We start from the raw sequence: 26,934 nt of genomic DNA on the forward strand, positions 1-26,934 counted from the left end.
AAGTACCGTTCTCGCGACAAACAAGTACCGTTCTCACGAGAGGGCGCGAGGCAGCACACCAGCAGCCAGCCCCACCGCACCGCCCGCACTCACCGACGCACCGCCCGCACTCACCGACGCACCGCCCGCACTCACCGACGCACCGCCCACCAGGAGCGCAGAGCCTGACGAGCCGCCCGCGCCCTGAGTCCGAGGCGTCCTAGTCCGTCCAGGCCCCTATTGAGAACAAGAAGGTGTTCAAGGTAAACAAGAGGAATGAGCTGGCCATGACGAGGACGCGGACTCGGGTCCTGGCCCTGGTCAGGACGTCACCCGCCAGGACCCACGTCGGAAACAGGGTGACGGAGTTCCGTGCGAATGACACGAGCGTGGTCGAGGTACCCATTGACAGGACAAGCAGGGTCGCGTACGTGAGCTCGGCGTAGTCCCTCCGCCTCCACCAGGCCCAGCAGCAGGACAGGACGACCAGGAAGAAGATAAAGTCGAGAAGGAACTGGAGCTGACGGTCCGGGGTGCTCCCGACGACGGCGACACCCAGGGTCCGCGCTATTGTCATGACCGGGAGGTTCAGCTCACGGTTCCACCCGTGGCCCTGGGCGTGCGACCAGGCGAGCGCGTCCCCCGTCACCAAGTAGAGGCGCGAGAACCAGCCGAGCAGGAAGCCAGCGGGGAGAACCACCCACGAGAAGCGCCACCACCTGCTCAGGCCGCACCGACACGCCTGCATGACCAGGACCGCCGCCACGAGGAACACGGCGTTGACGCGGACGAGCACGGCCAGGGACAGCAGGGCCGCGCACGTCCACCAGCGTCCACGACGAGCGAGGTACCACGCCGTCACGGCCAGGGCAAGGTACAGCGACTCGGCGTAGGACGCGTAAAGGAACACCGAGTACGGTCCGGCCATGAGCAGGACGACCGGGAGAAGCTCGCTGTACGACAGCTCGTCCCCTGGTCCGGTCTCCAGGGCGACGAGGCGTGAGAAGACCACCGCAGCCCACCAGGACGACGCGGAGGCGACGACCAGCATGGCGAGCCCGGTGCTCTGGGAGGGAAGGACTGCGGCAACCCAGCGCGAAAGGTACGGGTACCCCGGGAAGAAGGCCGCGAGGCCGTACTCGGCGTCCGCGCCGTACCCTTGTGAGGCGATCGTGAAGTAGTAGTTCGTGTCCCAGTGGCCCAACAGCCCCGGCAGTCCCGTGACGGAGTCCGCGGAGGGGTCTCCGAGCCGGTCGGTCACGCCCGGCGAGAGCTCCGTCCACCACGCGACGAGACTGATGCCGAGGACCACCAGCCTCGCCAGCAGCCAGACGACCGAACCCAGGGTCAGGGCGTGAACCCACGGCCGGGTTCGTGGGGAAGGGTGAACGCAGTCCACGAGGGGGAGCGTACAGCAGGCCGTCTGCCCGCCCGAGGACAGTGCTCCCGCCTTACGGCGTCAGATGGACGCCCCCCAGCAGGCCTCCGTCACGCCCCGGCCCACCGGCAGGCTGCGGGACGCCCCGGTCGGGACCAGGCCGGCACCAGCCAGGAGGCGCGTCAGCGACTCGTCCCCGCGCACGGCCCAGACCAGGAGCACGCCCGCCCCGTCGGCCCGGGCCAGGTCAACGGCTGCCGCCAGGAGGCGTGAGCCGTGGCCGGCGCGCTGGTGGTCCGGGGACACCGCCAAGGCGGTCAGCTCCGCCGCCCGGACGGGCCCGGCGCCAGCAGGTCCAGCGGTGGCCCTGTCCGCGCTGGTGGGGCCCGTGCTGGTAGGTCTGTCCGCGCCGGTGGCCCCGAGGTCGACGCCGTCAACGGACGAGGGGGTCCCGGCCCCGTCCACGCCGGCGGCCCCGCCCTGCCGGACGTCAGGCAGGGGTGCCAGGGCGGCCAGGCCGACGACCCCGCCGTCCTGCGTGGCCACCAGCACGTGGTGGGCCGGGCTCGGTGGTGCGCACACCGCGTCCCGCCAGCCGGCGGTCAGGACCGGTGCCGAGACCACGGCCCGCACGTCCTCCGGGACCCCGACATCGTGCACGGTGCGGTGGGCGGCGTCGAGGGAGGCCGTCATGGCGGCGGCGTGAACCGCACCGACCGCCTCCAGGTCCTCGGCGCGCGCCTCGCGCACAAAACCGCCCCTGGCCGTCCGCCCGCCGCCCGCAGCGGACGCTCCCGGGTGCCGGAGACGGCGGACGGGGCGTAGGGGCCCGGGCTCCGTGCCGTGCGCGGCTGCTGCGCCCTGGCCCTGGTGCGTGCTCATGGGGTGAGCCTACCGGCGTCCCGGGCCGCCCACCGGCGCCTCCCGGCGTCCCGCGGGGGTCCTGCCCCGTGGCGGGCCGCCACCGGCGCCGCGGCAGGCCATCCCGCAGGGGTCCTGAGGAGCAGCTGGTGCCCGGCACGGCTCCGCCAGCCGGGTAGCCGTCCTGCGGGGGTCCTGCGCCCGCCAGCGGGTGGCCGGCGGGCACGGTCACGGGCAGTCCGTCCCGCAGGGGTCCTGCCCCGGGTGCGGGCGTCCGCGGCCACCGGCGTCGCGGCGGTCAAAGACACGCCGGTTCCGAGCCGATGTGGTGCCAGTGCGGTCGCGACACCCATCAATCACAACTTAAGCCTTGAATCCCGTCGATCAAGTTCCTGGTCTTGAGGATTCCTGGGCGGGTGCCGCATACTGTCCACGTGCTTGTCCTGACCATTGACCAGCAGGGATCGCGCACCGGCCAGGACCGGGTGCCCGGGCTCCTGCGGGCCCTGGAGGCCGTGCCCGTCCAGGCCGCCTTCGAGCGCACCGTGGGTGACGAGCTCCAGGGCGTCCCCCAGGGGGCGGAGGCCGCCTACCAGGCCATCCGCGTGGCCACCCGTGACGGCGACTGGCACGTGGGCCTGGGGGCCGGGCCCGGGGAGCTCGACGACGGCGCCAGCACCCGGGCCGGACGCGGTCCCGCCTTCCTCCACGCCAGGCAGGCCGTCGAGGCCGCCAAGGGCTCCCGCGTCTCCCTGGCGGTCCGGGCGCCGGACGCGCAGGCCGCGGCGAGGGCCCAGGCCGTGCTCCGGCTCCTGGCCTGCCTCCTGGGGCGCCGCACCCCCGCCCAGTGGGAGGCCGTCGATCTGCTGGAGGAGGGCCTGAGCGGGCACGAGGCCGCCACCAGGTTGGGTATTAGCGACCAGGCCCTCTCCCAGCGGCGCCTCACCTCCGGCCTCGAGGAGGAGGTGGGGGCGCGTCCCTACGTCATCGACCTCCTGCGGGCCCTGGACGCCCCGGCCCAGGGACCTGTGCCGTCGTCAGGAAAGGGGTAGCCGTCGTGTCTGGCGTCACCGCCGCCGGGACCGTCCTGGCCGTGCTGGCGGCCTCCACGCTGGGCGGGTGGGGCGTCGTGCTCCTCGTCCTGCACTGGGCCAGGGTCCCCCAGCCGCCCGTCGGCACCGTCACCAGCCAGGACGGCACCCAGGTCCCGGTCCTGGAGGCGGGGCCCCGGCACGAGCCGGTCGTGCTCAGGGGCGGGACCTGGATCGGCCTGCTGGAGCGGCTCGCGACCACCGGGGCGCTCCTGGCGCTCCAGCCGGGGCTGCTCGCCGTCGTCGTGGCCGTCAAGGGCCTGGGGCGCTGGTCCGACCTGCGTGACAACCCCGCCGTCACCGAGCGCTTCATTATCGGCACGCTCGCCTCCCTGACCTGGGCGGGGGCCTGCGGCATCGTGGGGGCGCACCTGCTGGGCGGGGCCGCCGCGGGCTGAGCGCCCCGGGGCGGGAGGGCCCGCTGGCCCCAGTGCCAGCTGGCGGGGGCTCTTCGACCCCGGGGTCAGCTGATCCGCCAGTCCTGGGGCGCCGCACTCACGCCCCGCCGCCCAGCTCGGCCACTGGCTCAGCTCCCACCCGTGGGGCGCCGCGTGCATGGCCCCGCCCCAGCGAGCGGCGTCACAGGTGGCTGGGGGCGCCGGAGACGTAGGCTCTGCCCATGACGGCTCCTGCCACACCTCCCTCCCGTTCCTTCGGCTCCGTCGGCGTGGCCATGGTCACGCCCTTTACCCCAGAGGGCGTCATTGACATCCGTGCCGCCCAGGAGCTCGCCGTCTCCCTGGTGGACGACGGCGCCGACCTCATCCTCCTGGCCGGAACCACCGGCGAGGCCCCCACCACCCACCTGCCGGAGAAGCAGGCCCTCATCCGTGAGGTCAAGGACGCCCTGGAAGGACGCGCCCTGCTCATGGCCGGGGCCGGGAGCAACGACACCGCCCACGCCGTGCGCATTGGCGTGGGCTCCCAGGCGGCCGGGGCCCAGGCCCTGCTCATTAACGCCCCGTACTACAACCGCCCCAGCCAGGAGGGCGTCTACCGGCACATTATGGCCGTGGTCGAGGCCACCGACCTGCCTGTCATGATCTACGACATCCCCGGCCGCACCGGCGTGCGTATCGAGGACGGCACCCTGGCCCGCCTGGCCGAGCACCCCCGTGTCCTGGCCGTCAAGGACGCCACCGGCGACGTCGAGCAGGGCTTCTGCCGTATGGAGGCCACCGGTCTGGAGTACTACTCCGGGGACGACGGGCTCAACTTCGCCTGGCTCGCCCACGGCGCCTCCGGCATGGTCTCCGTGGTGGCCCACGCCGACGCCCACTCCTGGCGCCAGATGGTCACCGAGGTCGACGCCGGGGACCTCGCCGGGGCCCGCGCCGTCGCCCAGCGCATGCGTCCGCTGGTGCGCGCCATGATGGGCGGGGGGCAGGGCGCCGTCATGGCCAAGGAGGCCCTCCTCCTCCAGGGGCGCATCCCCTCGGCCGCCCTGCGCCTGCCCCTGGTGCGCGCCAGCCAGACGGAGGTCGAGGCCCTGCGCGCCACCCTCGCCGCCTGCGGGCTGCTCTGAGGCGGTACCCGGGGGTACCCGCCACCGGGCCTACACCTGACTGGGCCTAAGGGATGCCCTCCGCTCCTTCTTATGGAGGAAGAGAACCTCTCTGCCACCTCGTAACCTGCTGGTGTGCCAGCTCTGAACCTGCGTATCTCCGCCCCCGACCACCAAGAAGGGCCGGACCTGGGCCCCGGCGGCCTGCTGGGGCCCCGTGCCCTGGACTGGCGGTCCCGCCTGCGCTGCCTGGCGCTGGGTGAGACCTGCCTGATACCGCTCAGCGACCTCCTCCTGACCGGCGTGTGCCTGCTCGCCACCGGCGTCGAGGCCCTGGTGCTGAGCGACCCCCGCCCGGCCGGCCTGGCCCTGCTGGCCGTCCACCTCCTCATGACCCTCCTCCAGCCGCTGAGGCACGTCCGCCAGCGCACCTGCCTGGTCCTGACCTACGCGGGACTCGCCCTGAGCGCCCTCCTGGCCTGGGCTGGCCCGGTGGGCCTCCTGGGGCTGAGCCCTCTGGTGGTGACCGCGGCGACCAGCCTGCACACGATCACCCGCTGGGAGCCGGACCGCCGGTGGGCGGTGGGCGCCCTCCTCCTGGCCGTGGCCGGGTCCGTGGCCAACCCGGCCCTCCTGGCCCGCCTGGACTCGCCCGCCCTGGCCCGCGACATGGCCTGGCTGCTGCCCCTCACGGTGGCCTGCGCGGTCGCGGTCGTCGCCACCTACCTCCAGGCAGCCTCCCGCCGGGACGCCCTGGAGCAGCGCCAGCAGGCTCTCTGCTGGCTCGCCGCGCAGGCCACCGTGGCCGAGCGCCTGGACCTGGCCCGTGAGGCGCACAATGTCATCGGCCACCGCCTGACCGCCCTCAGGCTCCAGGCCGCCAGCGGGTCCATGATGACGGACCCGGAGAGGCTGCGCACCGCCATGAGCACGATCCAGGACGTCGCGGACACGACCCTGGTGTCCGTCCACGAGGTGGTCGCGCTCCTGCAGGCCGACAGGTCACCGGTGCCCGGCCGGTACGCCCCCACGGGGGACGTCACCGTCGTCCCGGACCTCCTGAGCCACTGGGGGGCCCAGCCCGACGACACGCCGTCGGGCGCCGCCGTGCCCGACGCCGCCACCCTGGCCACCTGGAACACCACCTGGACGCTCCTGCAGCGCCTGGCCCTCGTCCGCGTCCTCAACGAGGCCCTGGCCGACGCCTCCCGCGGCTCCACCCCGCGGGTGAGCCTGTACGCGCGTGACGGCTGGTGCAGGCTGTCGGTCACCGACGCCCTGCCGCCGCGGCGCCGGTCCGAGGAGCGCGGGACCGGCCTAGTCGGCCTGGGGGAGCGGCTGAGGATGGCCGGGGGGTTCTTTGAGACCGGACCCGTCGAGCTGCCTGACGGCACCCCGGGGTCCCGGCTCTCCCTCGCCTTCCCGGTGGCCGGGTAGCCCCGGCCCCGGCCGGGCGGGTGCCAGGTGGGCTGCCGTCCCTGCGCCCGGCCCCGCGCTGGGCGGCCCGGCCCGGTGCTAGGTGGGCTGCCGTCCCCGCGCCCGGCCCGGTGCCAGGCGTCCCGGTCCTGTGTCCAGCCCCGGGCCGTGCCCGGCTCAGTCCGTCTGCCCGTCGCGGCGCGCGACCTCCTGGCGTACCAGGCGGCGCATGACCTTGCCAATGGGGCTGCGGGGCAGCTCCTGAAGGATCTCCAGGCGGCGGGGCAGGGCGTAGCGGGGCAGCGTGCGCCCGGCGTGCTCACGCAGCTCCTCCAGGGTCAGGGTGGCCCCGGGCGCCAGGACCACGCCCGCCACCACCGTCTCACCCGCCGCCCCGGCGGGCAGGCCCACCACGGCCACGTCGGCCACCTGCTCCATGTCCCGGACCGCGGCCTCCACCTGGGAGGGGTAGACGTTGAAGCCCCCGGTGAGGATGAGCTCACGGTGGCGGTCGGCCATCCACAGGAAGGAGTCCTCCCGGCGCACCATGTCACCGGTGCGCAGCCAGCCGCCGGGCAGCATGACGGCGGCGGTGGCCTGCGGATCCTGCCAGTAGCCGGCGAACACCTGCGGGCCGCGCACGAGCAGCTCACCGGGCGTGCCGTCAGCCACCTCCCGGTCCGGGTCGGGGTCGTCGGGGTCCACCACGCGCACGTCGGTGGAGGCGAAGGGCAGCCCGAGCGAGCCCATGCGGCGGCTGGGCCCCATGGGGGTGCCGCTGACGATCGGGCTGGTCTCGGTCATGCCGTAGCCCTCGACGAAGAAGCCGCCGGTGTCCTCCTCCCACATGCGCCCGACCTGCTGGGGCATAGGGGCGGCGCCGCACACCCCGAAACGCAGGGAGCGCAGGGACACCCCCTCCTGGCGGGCGCGGGTGAGGATCCGCTCGAACATGACCGGCACCCCCACGAAGAAGGTGTAAGGGCGCCGCCGCTGGCCGGCCAGGACCTGGGAGACGTCGAAGGAGGGGAACATCACCTGCGTGGCCGCCTTCTGCACGGCGCAGAACAGGTTGAAGGTCAGGCCGAAGGCGTGGAAGAAGGGCAGGAGCGCCAGGAAGACCTCGCCCCCCTCGTGGAGCATCGGCACCCAGGCGATCGCCTGGTTCGCGTTGGCCCGCAGGTTGCGGTGGGTGAGCATGGCGGCCTTGGGGGTGCCGGTGGTGCCGCCGGTGTACAGCAGGACGGCGACGTCGTCAGCCTGGGGCAGCGGGGCCGAGGCCGTCACCGGGGCGTGCCTGGCGACCTCGCGGTCCCAGGAGCGTACGGTGGCGGGCAGGGCGGCGGCCTTGAACGCGGAACGCTGCCGGCGGGCCCGGTCCACGGGCAGGCGCAGGGCGGCGCGCAGGTGCGGGGGCATGGCGGCGGACAGGTCCACGGTGAGGACCGTGCGCTCCGCCGTCGGGTCGCCCAGCGCGGCCAGGGCCTCGAACCCCTTCTCCCAGGCCACCAGGACCCGGGCCTGGTGGCTCTCCAGCTGGGCTCGCAGCTCCTCGGCCGGGGCCAGGGGGTTGTGCTCGGCCACCACCGCCCCCAGGCGCAGGGCCCCGTAGACGGCGACGACGTGCTGGGGGCAGTTGGGCATGAGGAGGGCCACCCGGTCCCCCCAGCGCACGCCCGCCTCCCACAGCAGCCCCGCGGCCCGCAGGCTGGCCTCCCGCAGCTCGGCGTAGGTCAGGGTGGCGCCCAGGAAGTCCAGGGCCACCCGCTGGGGGTAGAAGGCGGCGGCCGTGTCCAGCAGCTCGGTGAGCGGGGTGTCGGGTACCTCGATGAGCGCCGGGATCCCCATCTGGTAGTGGGGCCGGTGGTAGGCGGCCGCGTCCTGCCTCGCCGGGGCGTCCTCCGGCAGGGGGCGGCTGGGGGAGGTGGTCACGGTCTCCCTCACCTCCTGGCGTCCCGGCGCAGGACCTCCTCGCGCACCAGGCGGCGCATGACCTTGCCGATGGCGCTGCGGGGCAGCTCCTCGAGGATCTCCAGGCGGCGGGGCAGCGCGTAGTGCGCCAGGGTCCGCTCCGCCCAGGCCCGCACCTGGTCCAGGGTGACGGTCTGGCCCTCGGCGGGCACCACGGCGGCGACGACCTGCTCGTTTCCGGCCTGCCCGGGCAGGCCCACCACGGCCACGTCGGCCACCTGCGGCATGGAGCGCACCGCGGCCTCCACCTCAGTGGGGTAGACGTTGAACCCGCCTGACAGGATGAGCTCCTTGCGGCGGTCGGCCATGACGTAGAAGTCGTCCTCCTCCTGGCGGGCCAGGTCCCCGGTGCGCAGCCAGCCGCCGGGCAGCAGGACCGCCTCGGTCTCCTCAAGGTCCCCCCAGTAGCCGGTGAACACCTGCGGGCCGTGGGCGAGGATCTCGCCCACCTCGCCGCGCTCCACCTCCCGCTGCGGGTCCTCGGGGTCCACCAGGCGCACCTGGGTGGAGGGGAAGGGCACGCCCAGCGCACCCGGGCGGCGCTCGGGGGAGATGGGGTTGCCCAGGATAATGGGGGAGGCCTCGGTCATGCCGTAGCCCTCGATAATGACCCCGCCGGTGGCCTCCTCCCAGGCCGAGGCCACCGCGGCCGGTGTGGCCGCCGCCCCGCAGACCGCGATCTTGCAGGAGGACAGGTCCGCGCCCGTGGCCCTGGCGCGCGAGACGATACGGTCGAACATGACCGGCACCCCGGGGAAGAAGGTCGCCGGACGCCGCTTCCAGGCGGCCAGGACCATGTCCGCCCCGAACTTGGGCAGGACCACCTGCGTGGCGGCCAGGCCCACCGCGCACAGCAGGGACAGGGACAGGCCGAAGGCGTGGAAGAAGGGCAGCACCGCGTAGAAGGTCTCCTGGCCCACCTGGGTGGTCTGGGAGGCCCAGGCCAGGCTCATCTCCGCGTTGGCCCGCAGGTTGAGGTGGGTCAGGCACACCGCCTTGGGGGTGCCGGTGGTCCCCCCGGTGTGCAGCAGGGCGGCGGCGTCGTCCACCTCCGGCAGGGGGTGGTCGGGGGCCAGGGGCTCGCAGAGGGCCGCCAGGTCGTCCCAGGAGCGCACGGACTGGGGCACCGGGGCCCGCAGCTCCCGGCGCCGGGTACGGGCCGCGGCCACGGGCAGGCGCAGGGCCAGGCGGCTGCGCAGCGGCAGGCCCCGGGACAGGTCCACCGACAGCACCGTCATCCCCTCCAGGCCCGCGGCCTCCAGGGAGCCAGCGGTGGACACCAGGTGGGCGACGGACTTCTCCCAGGCGATGAGGACCGTGCCGCGGTGGATCCTGATCTGCTCGCGGATCTGGGCCGCCGGGGCCAGGGGGTTGTGCTCGGCCACAATGGCCCCGATACGCCAGGCGGCGTAGGCGATGACCACGTGCTGGGGGCAGTTGGGCAGGATGAGGCCGACGACGTCCCCCGCCCGCACGCCCAGGGAGCGCAGGGCCTCGGCCGCCCGGGCCACCTGCCCGCTCAGGGCGGCGTAGGTCGTGGTGGCTCCCATGAAGTCCAGGGCCACCCGCTCGGGGAAGCGCCTGGTGGCATCCTCCAGCATCTGGCTCAGGGGCTCGGTGACCGGCTCGATCACCGCGGGTACCCCCGGGGCGTAGTGCGGGCGCCCAGCCTCGCTGCGGGCCTCGTGCGTCGTCATCGCGTCCCTTTCCTGCGTGCCCGGTCGGGCGGCTGCACAGAGTTCCTACGCAACCGTAACCTACGGTGCCGTAGCCCTGCCTCCTCGTGGGGCCCTGACCCCTGTCGGGGGCATCACCCCGGCCTGCCGGGCGCGGCCTTAGGGGGCCGGGCGTCGGTCCGGGCGCTCAGCCCCTGGGGCAGCGCCCGGCGGGAGACCACGTGGAGGCGGCGTGTGGGGCGGGTCATGGCCACGTACAGGTCCCCGGGGCTCGTCCCGCCAATGACCGCCGGGTCCACCAGGACCACGACGTCGAACTCCAGGCCCTTAGAGGCCACCGGCCCCATGACCGCCAGGCGGGCGCGCAGCACGTCCCCCCCCGGGGCCTCCATGGCGGCGGCCAGGGCCGGGTCCTGGGCCAGGAGCGAGGTCACCGGGCCGGGCTCCGGGGCGATGACGGCGATCCTGCCCCCGCCGGGGCCCGCCGCGGCGTCCATGGCGGCGCACTCGGCGCTCACGGCCCGACGCAGGGCGCGGGCCCAGGCGGCCTCCCCGGCCCCGTCGGCCGGCAGGGCGCTGAGGTCCTCCACCCTCAGGCAGTCGTCCAGATCCCGCACCGAGGACACCGGGTAGACCGGGGGGTGCCCCAGGGCCGTCACCGTGCGCTCCGCCACGGCCATAATGGTGGCCGGGGTGCGGTAGCACACCGTGAGGACCTCCTCACGCAGGGGCGTCGAGCCCCCGCGGGAGCGCGGCCTGCGGGATCCTGGCCCCCGGGATCCCGCCCGCGCCTGCTCGTGCTCGTCCGGGCCCGGCGTCCCGAGCTCGGCGAGCGCCTGCGACCAGGAGGCCGGGGTGGTGGGGCCCGAGTACTGGGCCAGGTCGCCGACCACCGTCAGGGAACGTACCGGGCAGCGTCGGGCCAGGGCCCGCCAGGCCATGGCACCCAGCTCCTGGGCCTCGTCCACCACCACGTGCCCGTAGGTCCAGGTGCGTTCCGCCCTCGCCCGCTCCGCCAGGGTCGTCCGGGGCCCGGTGTCCTCCACCCGGTCGGCGAGCATCTGCGCGGTCACCATGCCCTGGCCCAGCTCCTGGGCCTCAATGGCCTGGGCCGCGTAGGAGAGCAGCTCCTGACGGCGTCGGGCCGTGTGCCGGGCCCGGGCGGCCTGGGCGTCCTCGCTGGGGCCCAGCAGCTCGGACAGCTCGTCAATAAGGGGCACGTCGGCGGCGGTGAGCACCTGGTCCGGGTCGGCCCCGGGTTCACGGCGCAGCAGGTCGCGCTCGGCCTGGCTCAGCTCGGGGGCCAGGCGCTCCAGCAGGGCCGGACGGGACCACAGGCGCTCCAGCAGGCCCACCGCCGTGGTCGGCATCCAGCACAGGTTGATCTCCCGGCGGGCGTCACGCGCCGTACGGATGTCCTCCCGGATCCAGGCGCGCGTGTCCTTGTCTGAGGCGTCCTGGCCGGTGAGGCGGGCGTACTGGTCCGTGAGCCGCTCCAGGAGCCACAGGACGAAGGTCTCTCGCGCCAGGTTGTGGGGCCTGCCCGAGCGCCGCGCCCGGCTCACGGCCTCGGTGACCTCCTGCGGGGTCAGCCACAGGCTGGTGCCCTCCACCACGATCTCACGGGGCTGCGCCGGGACCCGCTGGAGGGAGCGCACCGCCCGCCGCAGCACCCGCGCCCACAGGGCCCTGCCCTTGAGCTCGGCCACCGCGGGGCTCTCGGAGCCCCGGGCCCGCACGCCCGGCACCAGGTCCGCTAGGGTGGTGGAGACCACACCGTTCTCACCCAGGGAGGGCAGCACCTGCTCCACGTAGCGCAGGAAGGTCCGTGAGGGCCCCACCAGCAGCACCCCGGAGCGCTCCAGACGTTCCCGCTCGGCGTAGAAGAGGTAGGCCACCCGGTGCAGGGCCACGGCGGTCTTGCCGGTGCCGGGACCGCCCTGGACCACCAGGACGCCCCTGCCGTCACTGGTGACGACCCGGTCCTGCTCGGCCTGGATCGTGGCCACGATGTCGCCCATGCGCCCGTCGCGGGCCGCGGACATGGCCGCCAGGAGCGCGCCCTCGCCCTGGAGGCCCTGGACGCTGAGCCCGCCCCCGCCCGTCCCCAGCTCCGAGGCGTCCAGCAGCTCGTCCTCCAGCCCCACCACGACGCGGGCGCGGGAGTCAATGTGCCGGCGGCGTACCAGGCCCATCGGGTCCAGGGCGGTGCCCTGGTAGAAGGCCCGGGCCAGGGGGGCGCGCCAGTCCAGCACCACCTCGCGGCGGGAGGCGTCCTGCAGGCCGGTGCGTCCCACGTAGTGGCGCCCGCCGGAGCGGGTGTCCATCCGCCCGAAGACGAGCCTGTCCTCCACGCCCTCCAGGCAGGAGATAATGTCCGAGTAGTGCACGGCGTAGGCGTCCCGCTCCCCCCGGGACTGGTGGGTGCCGGCGGCCCCCGCGGCCTCGGTGGCGGCCAGGGCGGACCTGGCGGCGGCCAGCTGCCGGTCCAGCTCCCCGTAGGCGCGGTCCACCTGGGCCTGCTCGACGGCGATCTCCCGCTCCCGCAGTACCGCCGCCGCGTCGGCTCCGCCCCCGGCGGGGGGCTTGGCGTCCTGGGTACGCGCAGGCTTGGCAGACGTCACAGGGCCTCACAATCATTGGGTCGGTGATCGGTTCCGGTGCCAACGAGTGCATATATCACCCGGCGGCAGAGGGCAGTCCATTATTCTCTGAGTGCCCCCGGTCGCGCCCCGGGCGGCCGACGCCCGTGGCGAACACGGACGGGGGCCGTCAGGAACACGGGGGCGGACCGCGACGTTGCAGGCTGGAGAACCAGGTCCGTGACTTGCGGACCTGACGGCCTCACGGTCCATTCCCCGGCGCGAGAAGGAGGAAGACATGGCACCAGTCCCCACCGGACGGCCCCTGCTGAACATGGAGCAGGCCCAGGCCTCACGCCTCACCCGTGCCCGCGTCCTCCTCCACCACCTGGACGGGGCCATGGACGCCGGGCACGCCGGGGCCCTGGCCGTCGAGCAGCTCCTCATGACGCTCCCCCACGAGAGGCTCGCCACCTTCGACGCCGACGCCCTGGTGGACTACCGCGCCCGCCGTCCCCTCATGGTCTACTCCTCACGGCGCTACCAGAGCGCCGTCATGCCCCAGATCGTCCTGGACGTCCTCCAGGACGACGACGGCGAGAGCCTGCTCCTACTCCACGGCGCCGAGCCGGACTACCGCTGGGAGGACTTCCTGGCGGCGCTGACCCGGGTGGTCACCACCATGGGGGTCACCCAGGTGGTCGGCATGTACGGCCTCCCCCTGGCGGTGCCGCACACCCGCCCCACCTTCGTCCACCACCACGGGTCGGACGCCTCCAAGCTCCCCGACCAGCCCGACTTCTTCGGGACCGTGGAGCTGCCCGGCACCATGGGCGCCATGATCGAGCTGCGCATGGGGGAGATCGGCCTGGACTCCCAGGGGCTGAGCGCGGGGGTGCCCCACTACGTCGCCCGCGACGACTACCCCGCCGGGGCCTCCGCCCTGCTGCGCACGGCCGCCAAGGTCACCGGCCTGGCCCTGCCCGTGGGCGACCTGGAGGCCGCCGCGGCGGTGACCCGGGCCGAGATCAACGCCGAGACCCAGCGCCAGAGCGAGGTGGCCGCCATCGTCTCGGCCCTAGAGAACCAGTACGACTCCCTCGTGCCCCAGGGGGCCGACGAGGCGGTGGGGCAGTTCGACCTGCCCAGCGCCGACGAGATCGGGGCCCGCCTGGAGGCCTTCCTGGAGGCCAACGACGCCGCCGAGAACCACGAGAACCAGCTGTCCAGCGCCGCCGGGCCCCTGGCCCCCCAGCCCTCGCCCGTGGTGGTACCGGGTCCGGCACCCCGCCACGCCGGGAAGCAGCCGGGGACCTCCCGGGGCGTGACGGGGCGCCGGGTGGGCCGGGCCCCCGGTGAGCCGCGCCCGACGCCGGAGACCCGCCCCCTGCCCACCCCCACCTACCGGGGCCGCCACGCGGCCGCCCCCAGCGCCGACCAGGTGGCCCGCGAGGAACGGGCCCGCCTGGAGGCCGGGGCCCGGTGGAAGACCGCCTGGGACCAGGAGAACAACACGGACCAGGCCGGTGACCAGCGGCCCCAGCCCGACCAGCCCCGCGGCCGACGCGGTACCCACACCCCCGGCCCCACGGGACACAAGCCAGTTGGCGCCCCCGGTCCTGCGGGACACCGACCATCTGGTGCCCCCGGTCCTGCGGGACACAAGCCAGCCGGCACCCCCGAGCCCGACCAGGACACCGAGGCCTGAGCCCGCCGGGCTACCGCCCCGGACCCGCACCCCGGGCGGGCCCCGTCCCGGACCCAGGGGCCCGGGCCCGCGCCGGGCCCCTCAGCCCTGCGGGAGCGCCGGGTCGTGCGCCTCCCAGGTACGCACCGGCAGGGGCAGACGGCGCACGGCCCGCTCCACGGCCTGGGCCTCCCGGGGCGTCAGGGGCTCGGCCCGGGCCACCACGACCAGGTTTCCCGGACGCCGTCCCCGGACCACCGCCGCGTCCCCCACCACCAGGACCCCGCCGAAGATCTCACGGGTCCGCGCCAGGTCCGCCCCCGCCCGCTCCCGGGGCGGGCAGGCCACATTGGCCAGGTACAGCCCCCGAGGCGCCAGGGCGGCGCGGCAGGCCGCCAGGAACTGCGTCGTGGCGCACCGCGGGGGCACCCTCCCGGCCGCGAACACGTCCCGCACCACCACGTCCCACTGCCCGCCGCGCAGGTGGAGGACGACCTGGGCGGCGTCACCCACCCGGATCCTCAGGCGCGGGGAGCGGGGCAGGTCGAACCACTGGCGCACCCTGTCCGCCAGGACCGCGTCAACCTCCACGGCTGTCTGGGTACTGCCCGGCCGGGAGGCGTCCCAGGCCCGGGCCAGGGCGCAGCCCGCCCCGCCCAGGTGCACCGCCCGCAGCCGGCCCTCGCCCCACAGCGCCCCCAGGGCGGCGTCCATCTGCTGGTGGTACTCAAAGTCCAGGTGGGTGGGGTCCCCCAGGTCGATCCAGGAGGACTCCGTCCCGTCCAGCAGCAGCAGGACCCCGCCGTCACGGACCTGGAGCTCGGCCACCGCCAGGGACGTCGGCACCGGCCCCCGGGGCAGGCCCGCCAGGGACGGGGTTCGGGGACGCGGTGTTCTGGCAGCCTGTCGTGTCACAGGGGCACGCTAGCCTGTTCCCGGCGCCGGTCCCGGCAGCACCACCTGCCAGCCCGCCAGGAGGAGAAGGCATGTGGGTCAATGACCTGCCCCTCCACGCTCAGGACGCCGGCCCCGCCAGGAGGAGGAAGCATGAGCCGAGCCCCACGGGCCCAGGGTGCCCGCCGCAGCTGGGGCACGGACGACTCCGCCACCCCCGTCCTCCACGTGGACATGGACGCCTTCTTCGCCTCCGTGGAGCTCCTGGAGCACCCCGAGCTGCGCGGACGGCCCCTCATCGTAGGAGGCCAGGACGGGCGGGGCGTGGTCTCGGCCGCCTCCTACGAGGCCCGCGCCTACGGGGTCAACTCGGCCATGCCCATGGCCCGGGCCCACCGGCTCTGCCCCCAGGCCGTGGTGCTACCCGTGCGCCACGGGCACTACGGGGCCGTGTCGGCCCGTGTCATGGAGGTCCTGGCCGAGGTCACCCCCCTGCTGGAGCAGGTCAGTATCGACGAGGCCTTCCTGGACGTGTCCGGGGCCAGGCGGCGCATGGGCACCCCGGTCCAGGTCGCCACCTGGATCCGATCCCAGATCCGCCAGCGGGTGGGGGTGCCGGCCAGCGTCGGGGTGGCCGCCACCAAGTTCGTGGCCAAGCTCGCCTCCTCCCACGCCAAGCCTGACGGCCTCCTGCTCGTCCCCGCCCACGCCACCCAGGACTTCCTGGACGTCCTGCCGGTGGGCGCCATGTGGGGGGTGGGGGAGCGGACCGCCGCCGCCCTGGAGCGCTGGGGCATTACCGACGTGCGCACCCTGGCGGCCACCGACGTGCGCACCCTGGAGAGGATCCTGGGCCAGGCGGCCGCCCACCACCTGGCCGACCTCTCCCACGGCATCGACCCCCGGCCGGTGACCACCAGCCGCCAGGAGAAGTCCGTGGGCACCGAGACCACCTTCTTTGACAACCTCACCGACCACGAGCAGGCCCGCCTGGTCCTGCTCGACCAGTGCCACCAGTGCGCGGCCCGTCTGCGGGCCAGGGCGCTGCGCTCGCGGGTGGTGGTCCTCAAGGCCCGGGGGGCGGACTTCGTGACGGTGACCCGCTCACGGACCCTGCCGGCCTCCACGGATCTGGCCCGGGACGTGTGGCAGACCGTCAGCGCGCTCTTCGAGGCCCTTCCCGTCCCGCCCGGCGGGTACCGGCTCCTGGGGGTGCGCCTGGAGGGCCTGGAGCGCGGTGAGGACGGGATCCAGCTGAGCCTGGACGAGGACCCGCGCCGGGGTGCGCCCGAGCGCGCCGCCGACGCCGTCCGACGGCGCTGGGGGCCGGGCTCCCTGGCCCCGGCGAGTCTGCTGGGGACGAGCAGGCGCCCGCCACCGGGCCGGTGAGGGCGGGGCGGCGGGGTCCGGCCGGTCCGGGATGGTCCGGCCCGGTGGCGGTCCAGTTCGGGACGGTTCGGACCAGCCCGGTGGCGGTCCAGTTCGGGACGGCCTGGCCCGGTGGCGGTCCGGACCGGGCCCCTCAGTCCAGGCCGGAGGCGTGGACGGCGTCGACGCTAATGACGCCCTCCACCTCGGCGAGAGCGCGCACCAGGGCCTCGGCGTCCTTCCCGCCCTGGAAGGACATGCGCGCGCTCATTACCCGGCCCCGGTCCGAGCGCTGCGAGGAGGTGGAGGAGATCGAGGTCGCGTAGCCCAGGGACGTCGCCGTGGAGACCAGGGCCGGCATGACCGCGTGCCCGACCTCGTAGGTGACCTCCACCGCCTGGTGGACCCCCTGCTGCGGCAGGTGCGCCGTCAGGGGCGCGACGGCGAAGACCAGCAGGTAGTGCAGGCCCAGGGCCAGGGCGGCCGCCGGCAGCATCCTGGCGGCGCAGGCCACGCCGATCGCCGCGGAGAGCCAGACCGTGGCCGCGGTCGTCAGCCCCCGGACGGTGTCGTTGTTGACGAAGATGACCCCGGCGCCGATGAACCCGATCCCCGAGACGATCTGGGCCGCGATGCGCGAGGGGTCCGGGTGCGCGTCCGCCCCGCCGGCGGTGCTGAATCCGTAGGCGCTGACCAGGGTGAACAGGCAGGCGCCCAGTCCCACCAGGACGTGGGTCTTGATCCCGGCGTCCTTGAGGTGCAGGTGGCGCTCGAGGCCGAGCAGCAGGCACAGGACGAAGGCCGCGCACAGGGACACCGTCTGCGGCCCGATCCCGGTGGTACTGACCAGGGCGTCGAGGGTGGTTCCGGGGTGGTGGTGCATGTGCGGGTCTTTCCTGCATCGGTGGGTGCGCGGCGGTGTGCTGGCTGCGTCAGGGGCCGTCGGGAGGATCGTATGCCGCCGGCCCGGGTCGGGTCGGCGGGCCCGCCGCACCCGGACGGGTCCTGTCGGCGTGTCGTGGTGGTTGCCACTACCGGCCCCGGCCCCGGTCGGCGCTGCGGCCAGAACCGGGTCGTTGCGGGCTGTCGGGGACGGGATGGTGGTGTCCACCGCTTGACACACGTTTTCGCTCCGGGCCGGTTAAGCGCCTATCCTTGGGATCACGGTCCGGTGACGGCGCCCCGCCCGCGGGACTGACACGGAAGGGAGTCCCGGCATGGCACTGTCAGAGCGCGAGCAGCAGGTCCTACGCGATCTTGAGAAGCAGCTCGGTGCGGAGGACCCGGGTCTGGCCCAGACCATGACCGCCGCGGACAAGCGTCTGGGACGCCCCACGCCCCGGCGTATCGGTGCCGGTATCGCCCTGGTCCTGGGGGGCTTCGCGGTCGTGGTGGCGGGGGTGGCCATCGCCCACGACCTGTGGTCCGTCCTGGTGGGCCTGGTCGGCTTCGCCCTGGCCGTCTGGGGGATCACCCTCATGCTTACCGGCCCCTCCCGCCCCGCTGACGAGTCGTCCTCACCCGCCCGCGGCGGCAGGAGCGGTGGGAGTGGCGCGGACAGGCCCCGCTCACGTTTTATGCAGCGTCAGGCTGAGCGCTGGGAGCATCGTCGCGACCACTGAGCCCCCGGCCTCGGGGGCGTGCGCCAGCACGAGTACGCCAAAGGCGCCGGGGCCAGGGGCGGCCTCCGCGGCACCGTGGACGGTCTCCGGCGTGGCGCCCTGGTGGCGTGCCCTGGACCCGGCACCGTGGACGGTCTTCTGCCGTGCTGGGGCGCACCTACCGGGCCCACGTCCCGCTCCCGGCCGCGGGAGACGGCCTCCTGGCCGCACCGGGGCGCACTGGGGCCTGCCTCCTGACGCCGTCGGGTGCGCCCGGTGCGGGCGTAAGGAAGAGCGCTGCACGCCCTGACGTCAAGGTCCTCGGCCCCGGCGTGTCGCGTACCCGGGGTTCCGGGTGAGTGCGCACGTCCCCCGGCGTGTCGCGCGCCTATGGCCGGTCTGTCGCCCTTTCCGGGTCCGGGCACGTTCGCGCCCGGTGGTGCGCGCACGTCCTTGACGCCCGGGCTGGCGCGGTTTTCCGGCGGCAGGCAGACCTCTCAGCCCGCAGCGATCTAACTGTGACGTGCCCTCGACCTGTTGCGTGGAGGGAAGTGGAGGGAAGTGGAGTATGGTGGTGCCCGCTGGATAGTTGAGGTGGGAGGAGCGGGCCCATGTTCCTGGGTACCCACTCGCCTCGCCTCGACACCAAGGGTCGACTCATCCTTCCGGCGAAGTTCCGCGAGGAGCTCGCTGGAGGGGTGGTTCTCACCCGCGGCCAGGAGCACTGTCTCTACGTCTTCACCACAACCGAGTTCGAGCGCATGTACGCCCAGCTCCGCGAGGCCCCGTTGACGCAGAAGCAGGCACGCGACTACGTGCGCGTCATGCTCTCGGGCGCGGACTCCCAGGTCCCCGACAAGCAGGGTCGTATTACCCTGCCGGCCCACCTGCGTACCTACGCGGGGCTGGACCGGGACCTCGCCGTCATCGGCGCAGGATCCCGGGTGGAGATCTGGGACGCCGCCGCGTGGCAGGAGTACCTCACCAGTCAGGAGCAGGTCTTCGCCAACACGGCCGAGGAGATCGTCCCGGGCCTCTTCTGAGGCCCGTCGCCTAGCACAACGTGGAGCCCCGCCTGGCGAGGTCCCCTTCCGCCGCCGTCCGACGTCACTTCCCCGACGCCGGAACCTGCGGAAGGAGTCCTGGTCCGACGGCGCCGCCACACCACATCCGTCACCGTGGTGGGCCGCCCACCCGACTCACGCCCGAAGGAGGACAACGTGCGCGAGAACGCCAGCCCCGCCGTCGAGACCGGCGTCGGAGCGGGCTTCGCAGACACCTCCCGGGCCGCGGACCTGGCGGCTGGGCTCCACACCCCCGTCCTCCTGGGGCGCTGCCTGGACCTCCTGGCGCCCGCCCTGGAGGAGGCCGTGGCCCACGGGCGGGAGCCGGTCATGATCGACGCCACCCTGGGTATGGGCGGGCACGCGGAGGGGGCCCTGAGCCGCTTCCCCGAGCTCACGCTCGTGGGTATCGACCGTGACCCGCAGGCCGTGGCTCTGGCCAGTGCCCGTCTGGCCCGCTTCGGGGGGCGCTTCCACGCCGTGCAGACCACCTACGACGCCGTCGCGCAGGTCGCCGCCCGCTTCAGCACCGACGGGGCGGGCACGGTGGACGCCGTCCTCATGGACCTGGGGGTCTCCTCCCTCCAGCTCGACGAGGACGGGCGCGGCTTCTCCTACTCCCGGCCCGCGCCCCTGGACATGCGCATGGACCCCACCACGGGCCCCAGCGCCCAGGACCTCCTGGACACCTGGGACGCCGCCCAGATCACCCACGTCCTGCGCGCCTACGGCGAGGAGCGCTTCGCCGCGCGCATCGCCGCCGAGGTCGTCCGCCGCCGCCAGGCGGGCACCCCGGTGCGCAGCACCCGGGACCTCAGCGACCTGGTGCGCTCCGCCGTGCCCGCCGCCACCCGGCGTACCGGGGGCCACCCCGCCAAGCGGACCTTCCAGGCCCTGCGCGTGGCCGTCAACGCCGAGCTCGACGTCCTACAGAGGGCCCTGCCCCGGGCCCTGGACTGCCTGCGCGTGGGCGGCCGCCTGGTGGTGGAGTCCTACCAGTCCCTGGAGGACCGGCTCGTCAAGCGGGCTATCGCCGCCGGGACCACCAGCCGGGCCCCCCAGGGCCTGCCCCTGGTCCCCCAGGCCGCCCGGCCCTACCTGGAGGCTCTCACCCACGGCGCCGAGAAGGCCACCCAGGCCGAGATCGACGCCAACCCCCGATCTGCCCCCGTGCGCCTGCGTGCCGCCGTCCGCACCCGTCCCGCCTGCGACGCCCCCGCCTCGCAGCCGGGCCAGGAGCGGTGCCGGTACGGGGACCGTGGAACCCAGCACGGTCGACGCCGCCCAGCCGCGTCCGCACGCTCCCGTAGCCGCCACACCGGAAGGAGTTGAAGATGTCCGCCAGCAACGCAGTCAGGGCCACCCGCCCCGCACCGCGTCACACCTCACGAGCCACCGCCTCCTGGGAGGGGGCCGGTCAGGCCCGTCCTTCACGCCCGCGGCGCGGTGAGCCCCGCCGCGCCGAGCGCTCCGAGGCCACCGCCCGCCCGCGCCTGTCCGTGGTCCAGGGCCTCGCGGCCTCGCGTTCCACGCTGCCCTTCCTCCTGGGTGTCGTCTTCATCCTGGTGGCCGTCCTGGTCAGCTCCATGGCCCTGAACGCCGCCATGGCGGACACCGCCTACCGTATGCAGGCCGCCCAGGTCCAGCTCGGTGTGGCCAACGACCACGTCGCCACCCTCGCCGACCAGGTCCAGAAGGCCTCCTCGCCCTCCAGCCTGACCCAGGCCGCCCAGCGTCTGGGCATGGTCCCCTCCGGGGCCCCGGGGGTCGTGGACCTGACCACCTCCACCGTCTCGGGCGGGACGCCCGCCGCGGAGAAGTAGGCCTGTGGACCTGAGCCGCCGTCGGATGATGCAGCTGGCCGGAGCCGTCGGGTTCACCGCCCTGGCGGGCAGGACGGCCTGGATCCAGGTCGTCCAGGGCCCGGAGCTGGCCGCCAGGGCCAAGGCCGAGCGCACCGTCTCCTGGGTCAACCGCGCCCCGCGCGGCCAGATCCTGGGGCGTGACGGCACGGTCCTGGCCTCCTCCGTGGTGTCCTACGACGTCGGCGTCAACCAGGTCCTGGTCTCCCAGTACGAGCGCCGCGAGAAGAGGACCGACCCCACCACCGGCACGGAGGAGGAGGTCGTCGTGGGCTACGGCGCCCTGGCCGCCGCCGAGCTGCTCGCCCCGGTCCTGGGCGTGGACGTCAACGAGCTCGGCGGCGCCATGGTGGGCGACTCCACCTACGTCATTGTCGCCGAGGCGGTCACCCCCGACACCTGGCGCCAGGTCAAGGCCCTGGACATCCAGGGCATCGAGCCCGACCAGCGCAGTCGGCGCACCTACCCGGCCGGCAGGACGGCCGGCAACGTCGTGGGCTACACCAGTGAGAAGGAGCACCGGGTCCTCACCGGTGCCGCCGGCCTGGAACTCAGCCAGAACGACCTGCTGTCGGGGACCGACGGTGAGGGCAGCGTCGAGATCGGTCGCAGCGGCGTCATTATCCCCACCGGTGAGCAGCAGGACACCCCGGCCACCGCCGGGACCACCGTGCGCACCACCATCAACCCCGACCTCCAGGCCCTGGCCCAGGAGGTGATCGACGCCGCCGTGGACTCCCAGAGCGCGGACTGGGGCTCCATCGTGGTCATGGAGCCCTCCACCGGCAAGATCCTGGTCATGGCGGACTCCCACACGGTGGACCCCTCCGACCCCGTCGCCAGCGCCGAGCAGGACCGCGGGGCCCGGGTGGTCCAGGCCGTCTTCGAGCCCGGCAGCGTGGGCAAGGTCGTCACCTTCGCCAGCGCCCTGGAGCAGGGGGCCGTCACCCCGACGACCCCCTGGACCGTCCCCTACAGCTGGGTGTCCCCCGACGGGGAGGAGTTCCACGACTCCCACGAGCACCCCGACCAGTACCTCACCAGCGCCCAGATCCTGGCGGAGTCCTCCAACGTGGGCACCGTCCAGGTCGGTGACACCGTCAGCGACCAGAGCCGCTACGAGCTCATGAAGCGGTTCGGCTGGGGCACCCTGAGCGGGATCGAGCTGCCGGGGGAGTCCTCCGGGCTCCTCTACCCCCCAGACTCCTGGGACGGCCGGACCCGCTACACCACCATGTTCGGCCAGGGCGTGGCCGTCACCGCCCTCCAGGCCGTCCAGGTCCTGGCCGCCATCGCCAACAAGGGCGTGCGCATGCCCCCCCGGGTCATCGACGCCTGGATCGGGGCGGACGGCAAGGAGATCCCCCAGACCCAGCCCGAGGGCGTCCAGGTCATCTCCGAGGCCACCGCCGCCACCCTGACCGACATGCTCATCGGGGTCACCCAGGAGGGGGGCACCGCCGAGACCGCCTCCCTGGACGGCTACCTGGTGGCGGGCAAGACCGGCACCACCGAGATCCTCACCGGGGAGGGCGGGACGGTGGCCTCCTTCGTGGGCTTCACCCCGGCCCGGGCCCCGGCCATCGCGGTCTCGGTGGTCCTGTACCGTCCCGAGGGCGTCTACGGCGGGACCGTCTCGGGTCCTGTCTTCCGCAAGATCGCCACCGCCGCCATGCACGCCCTGGGGATCGCCCCGGATCCCACGGTGGTGGCCGCCCAGGCCGCCGCCCGCGCCGACGCCGAGACCTCCGCGCCCCCCGGCCACTCACCGGACGGGGGCTGACACCTCAGTCCTCGCACGTCACACTCCTTCTCCGGGCGAGCCCGACGCCCGTTCCCCGACCCCGAGATAGATTGAGGAGCTATGAGTAACGCCTATGAGTCGGCTGCGGCCCTGCGCCCCCACCACCTGGAGCCCACCGATCTGAGGCAGCTGGTGCGGTCCTTCTCGCTGGTCCCGGCGCCAGGCACCAGCCAGGAGGACGTGGACGGCGTCATGGTCACCGGGGTGAGCGTGGACTCCGGTGACGTCGCCCCCGGGGAGCTGTTCGTGGGCCTCCCCGGCTTCAAGGTCCACGGCGCCTCCTTCGCCGCCCAGGCCGTGGGGGCCGGGGCCGTGGCCGTGGTCACCGACAGCCAGGGGGCCCACCTGGCCGCCGGCCTCCCCGGCACCCCGGTCCTGGTCCACGAGGACCCCCGGGCCCTGGTCGGCCCCCTGTCCCAGGCGGTCTACCACCACCCCGCCGAGCACCTGACCGCCACCGCGGTGACCGGCACCAACGGCAAGACCACCACCAGCTACTTCCTGGACGCCATGCTCGCGGCCCACCTGGGCGGCTGCATGGTGGCCGGGACCGTCGAGCTGCGCGTGGGAGGCACCTCGGTGGAGTCCCCGCGCACCACCGTGGAGGCCCCGGTCCTGGCCCGCATGATGGCCCTGGCCGTCGAGGAGGGCGTGGGCGCCGCCTCCCTGGAGGCCTCCAGCCACGCCATCGTGCTGCACCGCCTGGACGGCGTCACCTTCGACGTCGTGGGCTTCACCAACCTCCAGCGCGACCACCTGGACTTCCACAAGACCATGGAGGGGTACCTGGAGGCCAAGTCCCGCCTGTTCACCCCCGCCCACGCCCGCAGCGCCGTGGTCTGCGTGGACGACCGGTGGGGGGCGTCCCTGGCCCGTACCGCCTCCGCCACCGGCCTGGAGGTGGAGCGGGTGCGCGCCTACCCCGGTGACGCCGAGTGCGACTGGTGGGTGTCTGATGCCGCGGTCTCCCTGGCGGAGGCGGCCACCACCTTCACCCTCCACGGGCCCGGCGCCCAGGAGATCCTCGCCTCCTGCCCGCTGCCGGGCCTGGTCAACGTCCAGAACGCCGCCCTGGCCCTGGTCATGGCTATCCGGGCGGGCGTCCCCGTGCCCACCGCGGTGGCGGCTCTGGCCGGCGCCCACAACATCCCCGGGCGCATGCAGCGCGTCAGCCAGCGGGACGGGACGCGCGGGCTGTGCATCGTGGACTTCGCCCACACCCCTGACGCCATGGAGCTGGCCCTGGAGGCGGTGCGCCCCATCACACCGGGGCGCCTCATCGTGGTCTTCGGCTCCGACGGCGACCGCGACCAGGGCAAGCGGCCCATGCTGGGGGAGGTGGCCGCCCGCCTGGCCGACGTCCTGGTGGTCACCGACGAGAACCCCCGCTCCGAGGACCCCCAGACCATCCGCGACGCCGTCCTGGCCGGGGTGCGCCGGGTGCGTCCCGACCTGGCGGACGTCGAGGAGGTCACCACCTGGCGGGGTGACGCCGTGCGCCGCGGCGTGGAGCTGTGCGGCCCGGACGACACCGTCATTGTCACCGGCAAGGGCCACGAGCCCTTCCTGGAGGTCGCCGACCAGTTCATCCGCTACAACGACGCCCCGGTCATGCGCGAGGCCGTCGAGGCCAAGTGGGGGCAGGCGTGATCCCCCGCCCCCTGGAGCAGGTCGCCGCCATGGCCGGCGGCACCCTCCTGGGCAGCCAGCCCGCCGGCCCCCTCCCGGGCGACGCCACCAGCGCCCAGGTCACCGCCGTGGTGACGGACTCCCGCCGCGCCGGGCCGGGCAGCCTGTTCGTGGCCATCGCGGGGGAGAGGACCGACGGCCACGCCTACCTCGACGCCGTCGCCCGCGCACACGCCGAGGCCGCCCTGGTCAGCGACGTCCAGGCCGCCCGGGCCGCCCTGGGCGGGGCGGAGCTGCCCCTGGTGGTGGTCCCGGACACCGTCGCGGCGCTGGGTCGCCTGGCCCGCGAGCACCTGGCGGACCTGCGCCGTCGGGCCCGGGAGCGCGGCGGGGAGCTGACCGTCGTGGCCGTGACCGGCTCGGTGGGCAAGACCACCACCAAGGACCTCACCCGCCAGATCCTGGCCTCGGTGGCCCCCACGGTGGCCCCGGTGGCCTCCTTCAACAACGAGATCGGCCTGCCCCTGACGGTCCTGTCCTCCGACGCCTCCACCCGCTACCTGGTCCTGGAGATGGGTGCCTCGGCGCCCGGGCACATTGCCTACCTCACCGGTATCGCCCCCCTGGACACCGCCGCGGTCCTCGTGGTGGGGCACGCCCACATGGACGGCTTCGGGGGGATCGAGGGCGTGGCGGCGGCCAAGGCGGAGATCCTCTCCGGCCTGCGGCCGGGGGGCACCGCCGTGCTCAACCTGGACGACCCCCGCTCCGCCGGCATGCGCCCCCTCGCCCCGGCGGCGGTGCTGACCTTCTCCGCCAGCGGCCGAGCCGGGGCGGACGTGCGGGCCACCGACACGGTCCTGGAGGCCGGGGCCTACCCGCTCACCACGGTCCACCTGCCCGGGGCCGGGCCCACCCGCCTGCGTCTGTCCCTGCCCGGGGCCCACAACGTGGCCAACGCCCTGGCCGCCGCCGCCCTGGCCCTGGCCGCCGGGGTGGCCCCCCAGGACGTCCTGACGGCCCTGGCCGACGCCCGTATTGAGAGCGCCCACCGTATGGACGTGCGCCCCCTGGCCGGTGACCTCCTCCTGGTGGACGACTCCTACAACGCCAATATCGACTCCATGACCGCCTCCCTGGCCACCCTGCCGGTCCTGGCGGCCGGACGCCGCCGTGTCGTGGTGGTCTCCGAGATGCTGGAGCTGGGGGCGTCCTCGCCCGCCGACCACCGCCGCACCGGCGAGCTGGTGGCGCAGGCCGGTGCCGCCCTCCTGCTGACCGTGGGGCAGGGGGCGGCCCCCGCCGCCGCCGCCGCACGTGAGCGCGGTGTGGAGGTCGTGGAGGTGGCCGACGCCGGTGCGGCGCTGGCGCGTATTGACTCCCTGGTCCGTGACGGTGACGCCGTCCTCGTCAAGGGCTCCCACGGCTCAGGCGCCTGGCGCCTGGCCGACCACCTCAAGGAGGTCCGTTCCCAATGACCGGTATCTTTATCGCGGCAGCCGTGGGCATGCTGGTCTCCCTGTTCGTCACGCCCCTGCTCATCCGCTACCTGCACCGTAAGCAGTACGGGCAGTTCATCCGGGAGGACGGGCCCCAGGGGCACTTCACCAAGCGCGGTACCCCCACCATGGGCGGCCTGGTCATTATCGGCGGCACCGTCCTGGGCTACGCCGTCGGCAGCCTGATCATGTGGCGGCCACCGCGTGCCAGCGGCCTGCTCCTCATGCTGCTCATCGTGGGCCTGGGGGCGATCGGCTTTATGGACGACTTCGCCAAGATCGCCAAGGAGCGCTCGCTGGGGCTGAGGGCCTGGCAGAAGATCGCGGGCCAGGCCGTGATCGGTATCTCCTTCTCCGTGGCCGCCCTCAACTTCGCCGACCGCAGCGGCCTGACCCCCGCCTCCACGCGCATCTCCTTCGCCCGGGACTCACGCCTGGACCTGGCCTTCGGGGGCGCGGTGGTGGGGATGATCCTGTTCGTCATCTGGTCCAACCTCCTGATCACCGCCTGGTCCAACGCCGTCAACCTCACCGACGGCCTGGACGGCCTGGCCACCGGCGCCTCGACCATGGTCTTCGGCGCCTACGCGCTCATTAGCGTGTGGCAGTTCAACCAGTCCTGCCAGTACGGTCACCGCGAGGCCATTGCCGTGACCTGCTACCAGGTCCGTGACCCACGTGACATGGCCATGATATCGGCCGCCCTCATGGGGGCCTGCTTCGGCTTCCTGTGGTGGAACGCCTCCCCGGCCAAGATCTTTATGGGCGACACCGGCTCCCTGGCCCTGGGGGGGGCGCTGGCCGGGCTGTCCATCCTGACCCGTACCGAGTTCGTCGCCGTGGTCATCGGGGGGCTGTTCCTGGCGGAGGTCCTCAGCGACATCCTCCAGGTCGGCTCGTTCAAGATGACCCGTAAGCGCGTGCTGCGCATGGCCCCCCTCCACCACCACTTCGAGCTGGGGGGCTGGACCGAGGTCAACGTGGTCATCCGCTTCTGGATTATCGCCGGGGTGTGCGTGGTGGCCGGCATGGGGCTCTTCTACGGCGAGTACCTCGTGTCCTGAGCGT

20 protein-coding genes and 1 pseudogene are annotated in these 26,934 nt (G+C 74.0%); 14 read left to right on the forward strand and 7 right to left on the reverse strand.

Going from position 1 to position 26,934, the window contains the following annotated elements; translation table 11 throughout:
* Nucleotides 1–199: 199 nt before the first annotated feature.
* Nucleotides 200–1,240 carry a mannosyltransferase family protein gene (locus tag JJJ15_RS12060; RefSeq protein WP_200510912.1) on the reverse strand — a complete coding sequence of 347 codons (1,041 nt, stop codon included), beginning with the start codon at nt 1,238–1,240 and terminating at the stop codon, nt 200–202.
* A gap of 198 nt (nt 1,241–1,438) precedes the next feature.
* Nucleotides 1,439–2,239 (reverse strand): GNAT family N-acetyltransferase, encoded by an 801-nt coding sequence (locus JJJ15_RS12065; protein ID WP_106108858.1) that lies wholly within the window; start codon nt 2,237–2,239, stop codon nt 1,439–1,441.
* A gap of 413 nt (nt 2,240–2,652) precedes the next feature.
* Here JJJ15_RS12065 and JJJ15_RS12070 point away from each other — a divergent pair, with 413 nt between their 5' ends.
* The 4 genes from JJJ15_RS12070 (at nt 2,653) to JJJ15_RS13565 (ending at nt 6,250) form a co-directional block, all read left to right on the forward strand.
* Complete coding sequence (locus tag JJJ15_RS12070) at nt 2,653–3,270, forward strand: hypothetical protein (protein WP_200510913.1); 618 nt, start codon at nt 2,653–2,655, stop codon at nt 3,268–3,270.
* 5 nt (nt 3,271–3,275) lie between these two features.
* On the forward strand, nt 3,276–3,707 hold the full coding sequence (locus JJJ15_RS12075; RefSeq protein WP_200510914.1) for a hypothetical protein: 432 nt from the start codon (nt 3,276–3,278) through the stop codon (nt 3,705–3,707).
* A gap of 221 nt (nt 3,708–3,928) precedes the next feature.
* Nucleotides 3,929–4,834, forward strand: a complete 906-nt coding sequence (gene dapA, locus JJJ15_RS12080; protein WP_200510915.1) for a 4-hydroxy-tetrahydrodipicolinate synthase — start codon at nt 3,929–3,931, stop codon at nt 4,832–4,834.
* 114 nt (nt 4,835–4,948) lie between these two features.
* Nucleotides 4,949–6,250: a histidine kinase gene (locus JJJ15_RS13565; RefSeq protein ID WP_200510916.1), complete on the forward strand. Its 1,302-nt coding sequence runs from the start codon at nt 4,949–4,951 to the stop codon at nt 6,248–6,250.
* Nucleotides 6,251–6,406: 156 nt separating this feature from the next.
* Here JJJ15_RS13565 and JJJ15_RS12090 read toward each other — a convergent pair whose 3' ends face one another.
* From JJJ15_RS12090 to JJJ15_RS12100, 3 genes are all read right to left on the reverse strand, one after another.
* A complete protein-coding gene (locus JJJ15_RS12090; RefSeq protein WP_246742292.1) occupies nt 6,407–8,137 on the reverse strand; it encodes an AMP-binding protein in 1,731 nt (576 codons plus the stop codon).
* A 32-nt stretch (nt 8,138–8,169) separates the two neighbouring features.
* Entirely contained in the window at nt 8,170–9,897 is a 1,728-nt protein-coding gene (locus JJJ15_RS12095; RefSeq protein WP_200510917.1) for an AMP-binding protein, read from the reverse strand.
* A gap of 113 nt (nt 9,898–10,010) precedes the next feature.
* Entirely contained in the window at nt 10,011–12,425 is a 2,415-nt protein-coding gene (locus JJJ15_RS12100; protein ID WP_246742293.1) for an AAA family ATPase, read from the reverse strand.
* A 367-nt stretch (nt 12,426–12,792) separates the two neighbouring features.
* Between JJJ15_RS12100 and JJJ15_RS13330 the strand changes: the two are divergent.
* Nucleotides 12,793–13,665, forward strand: a pseudogene (locus JJJ15_RS13330) (PAC2 family protein); the annotation flags it as partial.
* A 582-nt stretch (nt 13,666–14,247) separates the two neighbouring features.
* On the opposite strand, the gene JJJ15_RS12110 reads toward JJJ15_RS13330, so the two are convergent.
* Nucleotides 14,248–14,991: a fused MFS/spermidine synthase gene (locus tag JJJ15_RS12110; protein ID WP_200512077.1), complete on the reverse strand. Its 744-nt coding sequence runs from the start codon at nt 14,989–14,991 to the stop codon at nt 14,248–14,250.
* Between the two features lie 201 nt (nt 14,992–15,192).
* Here JJJ15_RS12110 and dinB point away from each other — a divergent pair, with 201 nt between their 5' ends.
* Nucleotides 15,193–16,428, forward strand: a complete 1,236-nt coding sequence (gene dinB, locus JJJ15_RS12115) for a DNA polymerase IV (RefSeq protein ID WP_200510918.1) — start codon at nt 15,193–15,195, stop codon at nt 16,426–16,428.
* Nucleotides 16,429–16,561: 133 nt separating this feature from the next.
* On the opposite strand, the gene JJJ15_RS12120 is transcribed toward dinB, so the two are convergent.
* Entirely contained in the window at nt 16,562–17,290 is a 729-nt protein-coding gene (locus JJJ15_RS12120; protein WP_200510919.1) for an MgtC/SapB family protein, read from the reverse strand.
* Between the two features lie 334 nt (nt 17,291–17,624).
* Here JJJ15_RS12120 and JJJ15_RS12125 point away from each other — a divergent pair, with 334 nt between their 5' ends.
* The 8 genes from JJJ15_RS12125 (at nt 17,625) to mraY (ending at nt 26,930) form a co-directional block, all read left to right on the forward strand.
* The gene (locus JJJ15_RS12125; RefSeq protein ID WP_200510920.1) at nt 17,625–18,029 is read left to right on the forward strand and encodes a DUF3040 domain-containing protein; all 405 of its coding nucleotides are present in this window, start codon (nt 17,625–17,627) and stop codon (nt 18,027–18,029) included.
* Between the two features lie 590 nt (nt 18,030–18,619).
* Nucleotides 18,620–19,051, forward strand: a complete 432-nt coding sequence (mraZ, locus tag JJJ15_RS12130) for a division/cell wall cluster transcriptional repressor MraZ (RefSeq protein WP_106108866.1) — start codon at nt 18,620–18,622, stop codon at nt 19,049–19,051.
* Between the two features lie 252 nt (nt 19,052–19,303).
* Entirely contained in the window at nt 19,304–20,404 is a 1,101-nt protein-coding gene (gene rsmH, locus JJJ15_RS12135) for a 16S rRNA (cytosine(1402)-N(4))-methyltransferase RsmH (protein WP_246742294.1), read from the forward strand.
* A 2-nt stretch (nt 20,405–20,406) separates the two neighbouring features.
* Nucleotides 20,407–20,895, forward strand: a complete 489-nt coding sequence (locus JJJ15_RS12140) for a hypothetical protein (protein WP_200510922.1) — start codon at nt 20,407–20,409, stop codon at nt 20,893–20,895.
* A 4-nt stretch (nt 20,896–20,899) separates the two neighbouring features.
* The gene (locus JJJ15_RS12145) at nt 20,900–22,717 is read left to right on the forward strand and encodes a penicillin-binding protein 2 (RefSeq protein ID WP_200510923.1); all 1,818 of its coding nucleotides are present in this window, start codon (nt 20,900–20,902) and stop codon (nt 22,715–22,717) included.
* Nucleotides 22,718–22,798: 81 nt separating this feature from the next.
* Nucleotides 22,799–24,388, forward strand: coding sequence for a UDP-N-acetylmuramoyl-L-alanyl-D-glutamate--2,6-diaminopimelate ligase (locus JJJ15_RS12150; RefSeq protein ID WP_200510924.1), 1,590 nt, complete (start codon nt 22,799–22,801; stop codon nt 24,386–24,388).
* A gap of 29 nt (nt 24,389–24,417) precedes the next feature.
* Nucleotides 24,418–25,845, forward strand: coding sequence for a UDP-N-acetylmuramoyl-tripeptide--D-alanyl-D-alanine ligase (gene murF, locus JJJ15_RS12155; protein WP_200512078.1), 1,428 nt, complete (start codon nt 24,418–24,420; stop codon nt 25,843–25,845).
* Nucleotides 25,842–26,930 carry a phospho-N-acetylmuramoyl-pentapeptide-transferase gene (gene mraY / locus JJJ15_RS12160; RefSeq protein WP_106108871.1) on the forward strand — a complete coding sequence of 363 codons (1,089 nt, stop codon included), beginning with the start codon at nt 25,842–25,844 and terminating at the stop codon, nt 26,928–26,930. Before murF ends, mraY begins: the two co-directional genes overlap by 4 nt.
* Nucleotides 26,931–26,934: the final 4 nt, after the last annotated feature.

The organism is Actinomyces sp. HMT897, assembly GCF_016626125.1.
Classification (GTDB): domain Bacteria; phylum Actinomycetota; class Actinomycetes; order Actinomycetales; family Actinomycetaceae; genus Actinomyces.

Coding starts and splice junctions, on each gene's coding strand:
- dapA (WP_200510915.1), top strand. CDS start 3,929: ATGACGGCTCCTGCCACACCTCCCTCCCGTTCCTTCGGCTCCGTCGGC.
- JJJ15_RS12150 (WP_200510924.1), top strand. CDS start 22,799: ATGAGTAACGCCTATGAGTCGGCTGCGGCCCTGCGCCCCCACCACCTG.
- murF (WP_200512078.1), top strand. CDS start 24,418: ATGGCCGGCGGCACCCTCCTGGGCAGCCAGCCCGCCGGCCCCCTCCCG.
- JJJ15_RS12140 (WP_200510922.1), top strand. CDS start 20,407: ATGTCCGCCAGCAACGCAGTCAGGGCCACCCGCCCCGCACCGCGTCAC.
- JJJ15_RS12095 (WP_200510917.1), bottom strand. CDS start 9,897: ATGACGACGCACGAGGCCCGCAGCGAGGCTGGGCGCCCGCACTACGCC.
- JJJ15_RS12125 (WP_200510920.1), top strand. CDS start 17,625: ATGGCACTGTCAGAGCGCGAGCAGCAGGTCCTACGCGATCTTGAGAAG.
- mraY (WP_106108871.1), top strand. CDS start 25,842: ATGACCGGTATCTTTATCGCGGCAGCCGTGGGCATGCTGGTCTCCCTG.
- JJJ15_RS12120 (WP_200510919.1), bottom strand. CDS start 17,290: ATGCACCACCACCCCGGAACCACCCTCGACGCCCTGGTCAGTACCACC.
- JJJ15_RS12065 (WP_106108858.1), bottom strand. CDS start 2,239: ATGAGCACGCACCAGGGCCAGGGCGCAGCAGCCGCGCACGGCACGGAG.
- dinB (WP_200510918.1), top strand. CDS start 15,193: ATGAGCCGAGCCCCACGGGCCCAGGGTGCCCGCCGCAGCTGGGGCACG.
- mraZ (WP_106108866.1), top strand. CDS start 18,620: ATGTTCCTGGGTACCCACTCGCCTCGCCTCGACACCAAGGGTCGACTC.